We start from the raw sequence: 13610 nt of genomic DNA, 5'->3' as shown, positions 1-13610 counted from the left end.
CCCTCACCCCCACGTTTCCGCAGGTCAAAGGGCCTTCACTGTGGAGCTAAGGGGATTCGAACCCCTGACCTCTTCGATGCGAACGAAGCGCTCTACCAACTGAGCTATAGCCCCTGGTCAACTATGCATTGCCAGTGTCCCTAGGCTACAAACTATCTTCGCGCTTTGCCAACCACGACTCGAACGTGTCTGTCCCGGTCCGCTGGCTTGGCACCAAATTCAGTCCGTTCCGAAGATATTTGCCCATCGCTCCGGGCAACGGCACCTCTACGATCCGTCCAGAACGCCCGGTCGCCTTGAGCCAGATCTCAGCGAGTTCACGCATGGTCCGGATGTCCGGTCCGCCGATGGTTCGTGTCCGGTGTCGCTCAGCGGAAGGTTCCCCCATGGCCTCGGCAAGCAACTCCGACGCCACGTCCAAAGGCGAAATCGTTTGAAAGCGGGCACCCTTGAAGACCGGGATGAGGCGAATTTTCGCCGCGGCCTGAAAAACCGCCGTCAGGAGGCTGTGGAACTGGGTGGCCCGCACAACAACCGTCTCAAGCGCAGAATTCGCGTAGACCCGTTCTTTGTCTGCCTTGGAGACATAAAACGCCGCGTTGCTCTGGTCGCAGTTGATGATCGAGAGGACAACAGCCTTGCGGACACCGGCACCGGAGGCCGCGGCGAGCAGGCGCGCGCCGCCGTCGGCGAAATTCTTGAGGGCTTTCCCGAACTGCCCTTCCAAGCAATCGATCACGACGTCGGCCCCGTGCAGGGCTTCTGCCAGCCCGGCCCCTGTGGTGACGTCAGCCTGAAAGTAGCGGGCGCCGTCGTGATGGGCTGGCGACGTGCCCGACGGCGGCCGGCGGCTCAGCACCGTCACGTCGAGTCCGGCGTCGAGCGCCAAGCGGACGACTTCACGGCCCACCTGTCCCGTGCCACCTGCGACGCAGACAGTAGTCAAGGGAGGCTATGCCCGGCGGCGCTGCAAAACGTCGTCGAGGTTGCTGAGGGCACTCTGGGGCTTGCCGTGCTGTACCTGGACCGACGGACCCGCGGACGGCGCGCTGGCCGGCTTCAACGTCGGCTTGCCGAGCGGCTTGGGGGCCTCAGGCAAGTCGAGGGGTTCGGGCGCCGGTCGAGGCGCCTTGGCGGCGTCGACGTATGTTGGTTTGGGTACGTCCACCGGCCGCCATTCAGACTCTTTGGATTCCGCCGTAAACCGGACTGTGTTGTCGCCCGCGGCGACGGCAACGTTAAGGGCGGCCTGACGGAGCTCGACGGCGGTCAGTCGGGTGGCCTCACGGGCGTGGGCTTCGGCGTCGAAGATCTTGGTCGCAGGCCGGTCCGACGCCGGCGCACTTTCTCGGGGGCTCTCGACCGCGGGACCCATTGCATTACGGAAGGCCCTGTTCATCTTCGCCCGGCGGTCCCTGATGGCTAGCCGGCGAAGCAGGAAAACGGTCCCGACCACACCGACGATGGATGCCAGCGGCAGCCAACCCGAAACGAGGCCAAGAATGCGAAGAACGCCTGAAACGGCCGCCGTGAGCATCAGGAGGAGACCGCCGAGTGCAAGGGCGCAGCGCCCGTATCTGACTTTGAAGACCGCCGCATCCGATGCAGCATCACGCCGTTCGCCGGCGCCGGCCGATACCTCGGGCAATGCGGTTGCGGTGCTCTGCATGGTTTCCATTGCTTTCTCCTGCCGAGGGGTGATTGACAGAACCACCCCGGCTTGCAGTTCATGAGCGTCTTCGTCGATGACATCTGCCGGGATGTCACCGGCCATTTGGACGTGATTGTGACGATTCCGCAGTATGTATGGCGCAACCCAAACAATCCACAGCGCGACAGCAATGACCAATATCACCGAGCTGCTGAGAGGGAAGTCCACAATCAAAACCGTAGAAGGAAATACGCAGAGGCCGCCGCATTGCCCACGGTGTGTCGTCGGAGAGTCGGCAAATCAATGGATTTACCGGCTCTCATCCACCTGGGCCGACTAGTTGGCTCCGCGTCTCAGCCAAGCGGCCAGCAAACCGCCGGGGACCTCTTCCGAGGTCAACGCAAAGCTTCGGTGGTCAGCCCATTCCCCGTTGATGTGGAGGAAACGCTCACGGCGGCCTTCGTCGCGGAATCCCAGCTTCTCAACGACGCGTAGGCTCGGCCCGTTCTCGGGCCTGATGTTGATCTCCATCCGGTGCAGGCCCAGAGCCTCAAAGCAATGGTCGGTGGCCATGGCAACCGCGGTGGGAGCTATTCCGCGGCCGGCCCGCGCCTGGTCGACCCAATAACCAAGCGTGGCCGTCATCGCCGACCCCCACATTATCGAGGAGACCGTGAGCTGCCCGACGATCCTGGGCTCCGGGAACCCGGGAATGCGCTCCGTGATCACGAACGGAAGGGCACTCGCTTGCCGAGCCTGCGAGTTGAGGGAAGCCACCATCTGCCGATAATTCGGCAGGCGACCGCCAGGGGCCGGGTTGGAGGCCTCCCAAGGCGCCAGCCAATCACTGTTGCGTGAGCGGACCTCGGTCCATTCCTTCTTGTCCCGGTAGTGAATGGGACGCAAGATGAGGTCGCCGCTCTCCAACGTCACCGGCCAAATGGCCGACCCCCACACGACGAGCTACTTGCTGAGGCCGGCGGCGAAGCCGGGCAACCACTCACGCAGACCGGGACCGAGATCTTCGCTGTCGCACGCCAGCTGGACGCAGGCTTTGAGGTAGCTCAGCTTGTCCCCGGTGTCGTATCGACGGCCACGGAAGACCACTCCATACACGCCGCGGCCTTCGCCCTCCTCGGCGGCCAGGACCTGGAGGGCATCCGTCAGTTGGATTTCCCCGCCGCGTCCCGGCTCGGTGTGCTCAAGGACGTCAAATACGGCGGGGTGAAGCACGTAGCGGCCAATCACGGCCAGGTTTGATGGAGCTTCATCTGCGGCTGGCTTTTCCACAAGCTGCTTGATCCGGACGTAGCCGTCTTCGCCGATATCCTCGATGTCAGCGCAGCCATAGGAACTGATCTGGGAGGGCTCCACCTCAATGAGGGCTACGACGGATCCGCCGGTCTTCTGCTGGACCTCAATCATGTCGCTGAGGAGAGTGTCCCGGGCGTCGATCAGATCGTCACCGAGAAGAACCGCGAACGGTTCATAGCCGACGTGCTGCTTGGCACGCAGCACCGCATGGCCCAAGCCCTTCGGGTCGCCTTGGCGAACATAGTGGATGTCGCCCAGGCCGCTCGTGGCCTGTACAGCGTCCAACTTTGTGAGGTCTCCCTTGGCCTCAAGGGTCGCTTCAAGAGCCGGGACACGGTCAAAGTGGTCTTCCAATGCGCGTTTGTTGCGTCCCGTGATCATCAGGATGTCGTTGAGGCCGACGCCCACGGCTTCCTCAACCACGTATTGGATGGCCGGCTTATCGACCACCGGGAGCATTTCCTTGGGCATGGCCTTTGTAGCCGGCAGGAATCTGGTACCGAGCCCCGCAACGGGGATCACGGCCTTGCGGACGGCGCAGCTATTGGAAGTCACCGGACTAATCTAACGGAAGGAGCTGGACATTGGGCAAAAGAGTCCCGGGGCGCACAGCGGTGAAGCTCCCTTTCCTGCCCATCCCCGGGCCGCACAGCAGCAAGAACTGGAGCAAAGATGACTTTGAAGGACGATATCCGCCGGGACAACCGCAAGCGCAGGCTCACCTTGACCGCGCAACAGCGTGCTGACGCTGGAACGGGGATTGCCCGCCATGGCCTCCTGTGGGCGGATGCGGTTACCCAAGGGAATCCGTCGACTTTCGCGGCTTATGTCGGCGTGGCTGCCGAGCCGCCGACAATGCCCTTGCTCGCTGCGCTCCACGCCGCCGGGCACCGGGTCCTCCTTCCCGTCTGTGAACCGGAACGGCATCTGAGCTGGGTCTATTGGACACCGGAAACGTCTTTTGTCCGCTCGAACTACGCCCCGATTGACGAGCCCATTGGCGAACGATTCGACAGTGGCGTCATCAAGGATGCGGCTGGAATCTTCCTTCCGGCCACCGCGGTCGATGAAAGCGGAAACCGTATCGGGCAAGGGGGCGGTTACTACGACCGGCTCCTCGACAAGCTCGACGCCGACGGGCAGCGTCCGCCGACTGTCGCCGTCGTATATGACCACGAAGTGCTGCCCGCGGGGACGATCCCCGCACAATCATTCGACAAGCCGGTGGCCGAGGCACTTACCCCTTACCGGGTTGTACGCCTGGTTGCGGCGGCTTGACCGAGTTTGAGGTCTGTCTACTCCGCCACATTCCGTAGTAGCGGCCTCGACTCCGGATGATAGAATTGGCACTCAGGCCCTGCGACTGCTAATGGACGGAACAATCCGCCTTGGCAGCACAGGACCTGCAGTTCGTCCCGGAGGAGGATCACCAGTGCCCACATATGCCTATGCCTGCAAAGACTGCGGACATGCCTTTGACATCGTTCAGGCTTTCACGGACAGCTCGCTGTCCGACTGCCCTGAATGCCAAGGGTCGTTGCGTAAGAAGTTCAACAGCGTGGGCGTCGTCTTCAAGGGATCGGGCTTCTACCGCACCGACTCCCGGGATTCCAAGGGAAGCACCGTTTCGGCCGCTCCCGCCGCACCAGCTGCGTCTCCGGCTCCGGCGTCGGTTCCGGCGGCTGCCGCGAGCTGATAGCCGTTTCCGGCTGCCCCCGGTTTTCCACATAGCACGACGTTTCCACATAACTCAACGTTTCCACATAGCTCAATAGGGCCCTGCCACGGGACCTGCGTGCCCCGTTAGCGTGGCACCATGCCAAAAATCCCGAACGTATCCCCGGGCCCTGTGCCTGCCGGATCTTCGTCGCTTCCGCGCGATAGGATCCCGTCGCCGATGAGCATGGCCCGTACGCGTCGCCTTCAGGTTCTTCCTTTCAGGGCGGGCGGGCGCCTCGGCGCTCCCACGCGACAATCCGGGCATCGACGCTTCGCTGGCTGGCTAAACCACAACCGCCGCCTCGTGGTGGCCCTTCTGTTATGCGTGGCCGCCGGGATCGCGGTCCACCAGCTGACTCCCCCTTCGGAGCAGCGAGTCACGGTCCTGGCCGCCGCGCGGGATCTTCCCGCCGGGTCCACTTTGATGGATTCCGACCTCAAACCCCTCGAAGTCCTTCCAGATGGAGTTCCCGCGGGGGCGCTCTCCCCCAAAACCGGATACGGCGGGAAGCAGCTTGCCTCGCCCCTGCGAAAGGGGCAGATCCCCACGGACGCCCAACTCCTGGGACCGGGCCTGCTCACCGGCACCGCACCCGCGACGGCGGCCGTTCCACTTCGCATGGCCGATCCCGCTTCAATCCAGCTCATCTCGCCGGGCCAGGTGGTCGACGTTGTGCTCACCGCAGCAGATGGGCCTGAAGGGCCCGGCAAGAAATCCGAACTCCTGGCATCTGCGGTCCCGGTCTTGTGGACATCCGGGCAGGGAGGCAAGGCCACCCAATGGTTGGGCACGAATGAGGCGGACGGCCTTGTGGTTGTCGCCGCCAATCCGCAACAGGCCGAAATCCTCGCCGGAGCTTCCACGCGAGGGAAACTGTTCTTTGTCCTCGTCAATCCCTCTGACAACCGGCAATCCCGAGCCCCGGCCGGATAACCACGAGCAAATGGAGGGTTCAGCCCCAGTGCGGGGGCCTTTGCTCCTTCAGCCAGGCGTCGTGGTCATAGCCAGGCTCATCGCCCCAACGGCGTGGATCATCCTCGGAGGCTTTCTTGGGCAGAATACTCTCTCCTGCCGGCTTCCGCTCCGGTGCGGGCTTCACTTTTGTTTTCTCCTGCCCGTCCAACTCCGCGTCAGGGCCCAGCGCATCGGCACTGGTGTCCGCAGCGCGCTTGGATTGAGTGCTTTTGCTTTCCGCCATTGCGCTTCCTTAGGGGATCGCCGGTCCCGAGCCAGTGCCTTGCGTACCGCGGGGGCCTTGCATACCGCGGGGGCCTTGCCTACCATCAGGCCCGGCCGTGGCCGGGTCCGCCTGACTGTTCAGTTCCAATTGTTCAACATCAACATCCAGGAATCCATCCTGGACGGCACCATACGAGGGTGCCGTCGGCTTCTCCAGCCCCAGATAGGAACCGATGCGGTCGGCGCAGGACGAAGGATCCGTGAATACTTCAATGGTCCACAAGGACATGTAACGCCAACCCAGGCGTTCCAGAAGTTGGGGCCGGAGCCTGCTGCGCTCCCTGACGCTCATGCGGCGGTACCGTTCCGTGCCATCCGATTCAATGGCCACCGGGGTGGGCATTTCGGTGTCATCGCGACCTATGGTGTGCACGGGATCGGCTGCCGCGGCAATGTCCAAGGCTCCATCGTAGTGGTGCCACACCCGGGCTCCGCGTGCACGGAGCCGCTCGCCCAGATCCGCCACCAACGGATCCTCACCGAGCGCCTGCTCGCTGGCAGCAGCCCTGGTGGCGGGCGTCCCCAGGTCCGAATTCCCGGACAATTCACGGTCCAGGAGTTCATGGAAATCAACGGCGCCGTGAGCCAACCTGTCCAGGTCGAGGTCCTCCGGACGGAAGCAGCTCAGGACGTGCAACGACCTCCGGGATCGGGTCATTGCCAAGGCAAACTTGTTTCGCCCGCCTTCGACGGAGAGCGGCCCGAAACTGTGCAGAGCCCGGCCGTGCGGGGTGCGCCCAAAGCCCAGGGAGAAGATGATGTGGTCGCGGACCAGTCCTTGTGCGCGCTCCAAATCCACCACGCGGAAGGACTCCGCACCGGCGTTGAAGAAACCCGACAGCAGCGGATAGTTGGGGAGCTGGAGCCTGATGGCCTCGCCGATCCTTGCGGCATGCCGCAGGCTTGCGGTGACCACGGCGAGCGAGGTCCTTGGCCGCAGACTGGCGTGTTGAAACACCAGGTCAACCACACGGTTCACTTCCGCGGCGACCGATTCGACACCTTCGTGATCCGCCCCGGGAAGGCCAGTACCATCCGGGATGTACTCAACTACCACCGAGCGGTCCAACCCGGTTACGGACTGCCCGTCCGGCAGCCGGCGAAGGCCACCGTTGTAGTAGTTCTTGCTCAACTGCAGCACGAGATCTTCGTCGACCGCGCGATACACCCAGTTCAACTGCCAGGTGGGCAGGACCCGGGCCAGGGCATTGAATGCACTGTCCACGGTGTCTTGGCTTGCGGCTCCGGCCATGGGTGGCTCCACGGCGACGCTGAAAGTGCGGGCATTGGCGATCTTCGCGTCGCCAAAGGCAACCACTTGCTGGGCCCGGGCAATGGCCGGCAGGACGGCCTGCAACGATGTGCTCTCGGCATCGAGAATCACCACCGCGTCGAATTTTTGTTCTGCGGGCAAGAGGCTCGTCAGCAGGTACGGACTGATGGACCACACCGGAACCAAGCGGGACACAAGGGCGGGCGCCTGGGCACTGAGCGCGGACAGGGTAACGCGGCCGTCTTTGATCAGGTTCCGCAGGAGCTCCGATTGGCGGGGGTGTTCGGCGATTCCAGCCCGCCACATTTCGGCAAGTTTCCACCGCAGGCGCGCGGCCCCGCTGGCAATGTGCGCGTGGTCCGCCAGGCGGTACTCCGCTTCGAGACGGCGAAGGGAATCGCCGTCGGACATCGCGAGGTAGTCGTCACCGCTGATCATCGCTTCCAGGGCGGACTGCCACCAGGCGAGGTCCAGTTCCGCGGCAACAGATTCGGCAGGCACTTCGCGTTCAGCCAGGTCAGCAAGAAGCTCGGCGAGTCCGTGCTCGCGCATGTTCTCGACCAGAAGCGTGCGCTCCGGGAGTGTCTCCAAAGTGCCGGTGTCCGCCACAAGGCGCTCAAGCCGCTCCATGAGATCCTCGTAGCGCGTCGCGTGGAGGTCGCCGCCGGCCGCGGTGTGTTGGAGGCAATCGCCCAAGCGGCGGAGATCCCGGTCCAGTTCGCGGTAGCTCGCGCCGAGGTCGGCAAGTCCGGAGGGCACTGCCGGATGGCGCTGGGTGGTCGCGTACTGGGCCCACAGTGCCCGCTGTTCCTGAACGAGCGCCAAGGAGCTGTGCAGATCCGCAATGTGGACACCGGGGCGGACATATTCCTTTGCCACACGACGCAAGCGGGAGCGCTGCATCGAGGGCATCTCGACTCCCCGCTCACGGCGCCAAGCGGAGGTAGCGGTGGCCGAAATCAGGTCGTGGACCGGCCGGTCAAAAATATCCGGGGTGAACTTGTCCAGGCTCTCCCGGACCGCCATCAAGAGTTCAAGCTGCGCGCCCCATTCGGCGAAGTTCGCCCCAAGCCGGATTTCGGAGTGCTCCGCAACCTGGTTCATCCGTTCACGCAACCGGGGAAGTTGTTCGGCGGCACTCCTGGCCAGTTGCTGGGCTTCCTCGGTCTCCTTGCGCGTGACCAGGCGGGCCCCGTACCAAGGGCTCGACGTCGATTCACGGCTGAAGCTGCCAAGCTCCGCAGCGCGGCGCAGTCTCTCGGCCAGCTCGGCCCGGTCTTTGATATTGTCCAGCACGCTGCGCTTCAAGCGCACCGTCGTAGCGGGGGCAGGGTGGATCGAGGTGAGCTCCGCGAGCGACTGCATTGCCTGGTAGGGCGAGCACCCCCAGCGCTGGCGTACGTTGTGCAAAGACGCGACGTGGTCCATGAGTGCATGGCGGTGCTCGGTCAAGGTCTTGTGGAGATTCGCGAGTTGCGGCTCCAGCGACTTCTCGTTGCGGATAATCGCGCTGATCAGTTGACCCTTGAGCTGCTGGGGCGTGGCACCGTTGCCTGGCCTGAACAGCATCGATTCAAGGCCAAGGGCTTCAAAATGGCCGGCCAGGCCGTTGAGGCTCGCCCGCCGGTCGCCCACCACAAGCACCGACTTCCCCTCGTTGACGAGGGCACCGATGGCGTTGATCGCGGTTTGGGTCTGGCCGCTGCCTGGTGGGGTGCTCACCACGAGCGAGTCCCCTGCCCGGACGGCATCCACGACGTACTGCTGATCCGAGTCCGCGTCCAGGAGCAGCGATTCTTCGGCGGGGTCGCGCTCGTCGAGGTTCGGGAACCGTCCGGACTTGATGGGTTCGGGTTCCACATCGCCGCCGTTGGCGGCTTCAAACAGGGAGGCAACGACGCTGCTGTTCTCGTTGATCCAGGGGTCGTCCAAGTTCCCGGACAGATCCGCCAACGTCGTGATGAGGAGATTGGGGGTTACTTCGGCACCGTGGATCGGTTGTACCAGTGTGGCAAGACGGTCGAGGACCGGCAGCGGGTCAAGGCGCGCGGTGTTGTAGGCCATGCGGCTCACGGCGTTGACGTCAAAGACGATTCCATGGACGGTCTTCAAATGCCGGACCAACGCGGGGTTGATGCCCGCTTGCTCGGTCAGTTGCAGCTCGTAGTCGTCTTCGCCCGGCCGCGCCGTGAGTGAGATGGCTGCCAACATGACGGGGGCGGAGACTCGTTGGGGTTTCCCTCCCACCGCCGACGTCCACACGACCGTGCCGCAGGAGAGATAGCCGGCGTCGATTCCCCGGTCATTTCCCAGTTCGAAAATCTTTGAGCGAAGGTTCCTGGCTGCACGCGCGGCAACAAGATACTGCTGGCGATCCCGGATCAAGGTGGAAAGACGGGTCCGACGTCCGGCGAGGAGCTGTGCCAGGCCTGAGGGGTGGCCGTTGCTTAGGTCTATCGACCCTTCCGGCGTCTTGACGAAGCGCAGCATGGTGTCCGCGCCAGTCACGGGCTTGAGCCCCGACAGCCATTTCCGAAGCTCTATGGAGCTCTCTTCGTGGCTTTGACCTACTGACACCGCTGCCTTCTTTTCTGTTATAGCTCGAGACGACTCGGACCAAATCGGCATACTTTCGAGGGTAGCGGGAATCGACCGGCAGTCCGCACCGCAACACTGGTGGAAAGGCAAATTGGCGCTGATTTCAGGGGAAAAACAAAGTGACCGGCCCCTGGAACAGAGGCCGGTCACTCAGAATGCTATTCCCACTCGATGGTTCCCGGCGGCTTGCTGGTGACATCAAGTACCACGCGGTTGACGCCATCAACCTCGTTGGTGATCCTGTTGGAGATCCTGGCGAGGAGGTCATACGGAAGCCTCGACCAGTCGGCGGTCATGGCGTCCTCGGACGAAACCGGACGCAGCACGATCGGGTGTCCGTAGGTGCGGCCGTCGCCCTGCACGCCAACGCTGCGGACGTCGGCCAGCAGCACGACAGGCATCTGCCAGACGTCATTGTCGAGTCCGGCCGCCGTGAGTTCAGCCCGCGCAATCGCGTCCGCCTTGCGAAGGAGGTCGAGCCGTTCCTTGGTCACGTCGCCGACGATGCGGATACCGAGGCCAGGTCCGGGGAACGGCTGGCGTCCGACGATCTCCTGCGGCAAGCCGAGCTGCGCGCCCACGGCACGAACCTCGTCCTTGAACAGCGCGCGGAGCGGTTCAACGAGTTCGAACTGCAGGTCCTCGGGAAGGCCGCCCACGTTGTGGTGGCTCTTGATATTCGCGGCACCTTCGCCGCCGCCGGATTCGACGACGTCCGGGTACAGGGTGCCCTGGACGAGGAACTTGATGCTCTCGCCTTCGGACGCAGCCTCGGCAATGATGGCCCGCTCTGCTTCCTCAAACGCACGAATGAACTCGCGGCCGATGATCTTGCGCTTGGTTTCGGGATCGCTGACCCCGGCCAGGGCGGACAGGAAACGCTCCTGCTCGTTGGCGACGTAGAGTTTGACGCCGGTAGCGGCAACGAAGTCACGCTCGACCTGTTCGGCTTCGCCTTCGCGCAGCAAGCCATGGTCCACGAAGACGCAGGTCAGCTGATCGCCAACGGCGCGCTGCACGAGGGCTGCGGCAACGGCCGAGTCGACGCCGCCGGAGAGGCCGCAGATGACCTTGGAATCGCCGATCTGCCGGCGGATCCGGTCCACCTGCTCGTCCAGGATGTTGCCTGTGGTCCAGTTCGGCTTCAGGCCTGCCCCGTTGAACAGGAAGTTTTCCAGAACCTGCTGGCCGTGGACGGAGTGCTTTACTTCCGGGTGCCATTGCACGCCGTAGAGATGCTTCTCTTCGTTCGCGAAAGCAGCCACAGGTGCTCCGGCGGTGGTCGCCAGGACCTCGAAGCCTTCAGGAGCCTCGTGAACGGAGTCTCCGTGGCTCATCCAGGTGTTCTGGGAGTCCGGGACACCTGCAAGGATGGAGCGCGCCTCACCGACGGTGGTGGCCTCGGTGGCGCCGTACTCCCGCAGACCGGTCTGAGCGACCTTGCCGCCGAGCGCGTTCGCCATGGCCTGGAAGCCGTAGCAAATACCGAAGACCGGGACGCCGGCCTCGAAAAGGTCCGCGCCAACCCTCGGGGCACCCTCGGCATAAACGCTTGAAGGTCCGCCTGAGAGGATGATCGCTGCCGGGTTCTTGGCCAGAAGCTGCTCGGTGGTGAACGTGTGCGGAACAATTTCCGAGTACACATTCGCTTCACGGACGCGGCGGGCAATCAGCTGCGCGTACTGGGCACCGTAGTCAACAACCAGCACCGGCTTCTGGGAAGTCTGAGCTTCAGAACTGAAGGGTGCGGTGGGAGTAGTCACCGTAACAGCCTACTTTGCCGGGATGCCCCGGTGCACCTTGAAGCCGGTCGTGAAGCCCGGAAATCAGCCCCGGAACCAGTCCGACGTTAGCGATCTCACAGTGACCGCCGGACCACGCCCGTCAGTAGCGCTTGGAGGCCTGCGGATTCGCGGCGAGTTCCATCTCTACCTCAGAGTGGAACTTCTTCTCCACGATGAAGGACATGAGAGGGACGACGCCGCCCAAGGCGAGCAGGACGAGCTTGGTGAACGGCCAGCGCATGAGCGACCACAAGCGGAAATCCGAGATGAGGTACAGCACGTACATCCAACCGTGGACGATCAGGACCCCCACGGAAACGTTGACCCCGCCCAGGACCGCCTTGGACTCGGCGTCGGCGAATCCGAAACCGAAAGGCTGACCGGTGATCGCATTGGTACCGCCGGCGAAGAGATACACGCCGAACACATAGCGCGCGACGAGTTCGGCGCACAGAAGCAACAGCATGGTGCCGGTGAGGTAAGCCATGACTTTGTAGAACTTCAGGGCCGAGCGGATCTGCGCCGTCGTTCCGCCGAAGCGGCGCTTCTTGGCCGCCCTTGGCTTCGCGGCGGATTCTCCGGACTGTTCGGGCTGGATGGCCGGTTTGGGCTCAATCATGGCTTTACCTGTTCTGGCTTGGTAATTGCTGGCAAATCGTCTGACGGGTGTTCGTCGTCGGGCTCTTCCTCGTCGTCTTCAAGGGTGCGCCGGTAGTCATCGGCCACCATGCGCCACCAGATGTAGAGGGCGAATCCTGCAAAGACAACCCATTCCACGGAGTAGAAAAGGTTGAGCCAGTTGATCTGTTGGTTGGGTGGTTGGGCCGGGATATTCAAGGGCTTCAGCTGCGCTGGAAGTTCGAGGGTCTTGCCCGCGGATACTTCCGACGTCGCGGCGACGAAGCCGGGATAGCTCGAGACGTCCCACGTGTTGATGAGTTCCGCGACGGAGACCGCAGAGGCGCGTCCCGCTCCGGCGTCGACGTTTGGCACCGGCGCCTCGGACGGCAGGAGCCGTCCGGTCAGTTCAATGGTGCCCGACGGCGGCGGACCGGCTTGGGCGGGATCGGCGACCCAGCCGCGGGCCACGGGGATCCACGTCTTTCCGGTTGCGCCGACGCCGTGGAGGACAGGTGCTCCGTCGACCGCAAACGCGGTCACTACCCAGTACCCTTTTTGCCCTGCGAGCAGCCGGCCCTCCACGAGGACCTGCTTGGTGGGATCGTAACTACCCTTGGCACTGACCATTTGGTCCGACGCCGAACCCGGGAAGAACGTTCCAGGCTGCAATTCCCCGGTAAGCGGCTTGACCTGCTCCACAGCGGGGTCGTCAACCGGGGCGTCGCTCTGGGTGGATCTGCCGAACTGCCACTGGCTGAGCAGCACAAACACCCCGGAGAGCAGGAGCGCAAAGACAAGTCCTGCGATCCAGCGGGGCTTCAGAGCGGTTTTCAACACCCCTTAACCGTACTTCGTCAAGCTGTAGAACAGCTAAACGGGAGGGCCTTCTCTCCTAGAGTGGGGCAAGTTCAGTGGTCGAAGAAAACCAAGCTGGAGTTGATCAGTTCGGCGATGACTTCGGGATCGTGGGCGCGCCGGAGGGATTCCCTGAACGATTCCTTGGACAGCGAGCGGGCCAAGGTCGCGAGGACTTCCAGGTGGTCCGAGAATGAGCTGGCGGGCGTAGCGATGAGCAGGACCAACGTGGCCGGTCCGTCGCTGGCGCCGAAGTCCAACGAATGACCGAATTTCGTGACACCAACAGCGATGGAGACCCTGGAGACATACTCGCTGCGGGCATGCGGAAGGCCAATGCCGCCCGGCAGCCCGGTAGCAAGTTGGTGCTCGCGCGAGTTGACGACTTCGAGGAAGCCCTCAAGGTCCGTGATGCGCCCGGCTGCGTACAGCCGTTCCGCGAGCTGGCCCGCGGCATCTGTTTTGTCTACCGCTTCCATCTCAAGGATGACGGTCTCCGGCGTGGTTAGTTCGGCATCATACGGGTCCAGTGGTTCCGCCAAGTCGTTTTCCCTC

General features: G+C 63.4%; 13 protein-coding genes and 1 tRNA gene. 3 read left to right on the top strand and 11 right to left on the bottom strand.

Annotation, left to right across the window (positions count from 1 at the left end):
• Positions 1–41: 41 nt before the first annotated feature.
• The 5 genes from AC1DJB_RS01355 to galU form a co-directional block, all read right to left on the bottom strand.
• Positions 42–114: transfer RNA gene (locus AC1DJB_RS01355), tRNA-Ala, on the bottom strand.
• A gap of 31 nt (positions 115–145) precedes the next feature.
• Entirely contained in the window at positions 146–946 is an 801-nt protein-coding gene (locus tag AC1DJB_RS01350; RefSeq protein ID WP_441437640.1) for an SDR family oxidoreductase, read from the bottom strand.
• A 6-nt stretch (positions 947–952) separates the two neighbouring features.
• Complete coding sequence (locus tag AC1DJB_RS01345) at positions 953–1774, bottom strand: hypothetical protein (protein WP_476909841.1); 822 nt, start codon at positions 1772–1774, stop codon at positions 953–955.
• A 213-nt stretch (positions 1775–1987) separates the two neighbouring features.
• Positions 1988–2608 carry a GNAT family N-acetyltransferase gene (locus AC1DJB_RS01340; RefSeq protein WP_284991345.1) on the bottom strand — a complete coding sequence of 207 codons (621 nt, stop codon included), beginning with the start codon at positions 2606–2608 and terminating at the stop codon, positions 1988–1990.
• A gap of 6 nt (positions 2609–2614) precedes the next feature.
• Positions 2615–3520: a UTP--glucose-1-phosphate uridylyltransferase GalU gene (galU, locus tag AC1DJB_RS01335; RefSeq protein WP_441437642.1), complete on the bottom strand. Its 906-nt coding sequence runs from the start codon at positions 3518–3520 to the stop codon at positions 2615–2617.
• Between the two features lie 117 nt (positions 3521–3637).
• Here galU and AC1DJB_RS01330 point away from each other — a divergent pair, with 117 nt between their 5' ends.
• From AC1DJB_RS01330 to cpaB, 3 genes are all read left to right on the top strand, one after another.
• Positions 3638–4243 carry a 5-formyltetrahydrofolate cyclo-ligase gene (locus AC1DJB_RS01330; protein ID WP_441437643.1) on the top strand — a complete coding sequence of 202 codons (606 nt, stop codon included), beginning with the start codon at positions 3638–3640 and terminating at the stop codon, positions 4241–4243.
• Between the two features lie 154 nt (positions 4244–4397).
• The gene (locus AC1DJB_RS01325) at positions 4398–4661 is read left to right on the top strand and encodes an FmdB family zinc ribbon protein (RefSeq protein WP_059387425.1); all 264 of its coding nucleotides are present in this window, start codon (positions 4398–4400) and stop codon (positions 4659–4661) included.
• 201 nt (positions 4662–4862) lie between these two features.
• Positions 4863–5618 (top strand): Flp pilus assembly protein CpaB, encoded by a 756-nt coding sequence (gene cpaB, locus AC1DJB_RS01320; protein ID WP_172465467.1) that lies wholly within the window; start codon positions 4863–4865, stop codon positions 5616–5618.
• Between the two features lie 19 nt (positions 5619–5637).
• Here the strand turns inward: cpaB and AC1DJB_RS01315 are convergent, their stop codons facing one another.
• The 6 genes from AC1DJB_RS01315 to AC1DJB_RS01290 all read right to left on the bottom strand — a co-directional run bounded on the left by AC1DJB_RS01315 (position 5638) and on the right by AC1DJB_RS01290 (position 13597).
• Positions 5638–5883 (bottom strand): hypothetical protein, encoded by a 246-nt coding sequence (locus AC1DJB_RS01315; protein WP_445286177.1) that lies wholly within the window; start codon positions 5881–5883, stop codon positions 5638–5640.
• A gap of 9 nt (positions 5884–5892) precedes the next feature.
• Positions 5893–9825, bottom strand: coding sequence for an AAA family ATPase (locus tag AC1DJB_RS01310; protein ID WP_476909840.1), 3933 nt, complete (start codon positions 9823–9825; stop codon positions 5893–5895).
• A 128-nt stretch (positions 9826–9953) separates the two neighbouring features.
• The gene (guaA, locus tag AC1DJB_RS01305) at positions 9954–11558 is read right to left on the bottom strand and encodes a glutamine-hydrolyzing GMP synthase (RefSeq protein WP_284991339.1); all 1605 of its coding nucleotides are present in this window, start codon (positions 11556–11558) and stop codon (positions 9954–9956) included.
• A 121-nt stretch (positions 11559–11679) separates the two neighbouring features.
• Positions 11680–12198 (bottom strand): DUF3817 domain-containing protein, encoded by a 519-nt coding sequence (locus AC1DJB_RS01300; protein WP_059387423.1) that lies wholly within the window; start codon positions 12196–12198, stop codon positions 11680–11682.
• Positions 12195–13037 carry an SURF1 family protein gene (locus AC1DJB_RS01295; protein WP_306958936.1) on the bottom strand — a complete coding sequence of 281 codons (843 nt, stop codon included), beginning with the start codon at positions 13035–13037 and terminating at the stop codon, positions 12195–12197. The genes AC1DJB_RS01300 and AC1DJB_RS01295 overlap by 4 nt, the downstream gene beginning before the upstream one ends.
• 71 nt (positions 13038–13108) lie before the next feature.
• Entirely contained in the window at positions 13109–13597 is a 489-nt protein-coding gene (locus AC1DJB_RS01290; RefSeq protein ID WP_059387422.1) for a PTS sugar transporter subunit IIA, read from the bottom strand.
• Positions 13598–13610: the final 13 nt, after the last annotated feature.

It is taken from the genome of Arthrobacter sp. 01T428, assembly GCF_056398685.1.
This window is presented reverse-complemented; position numbering and strand designations above follow the sequence as displayed.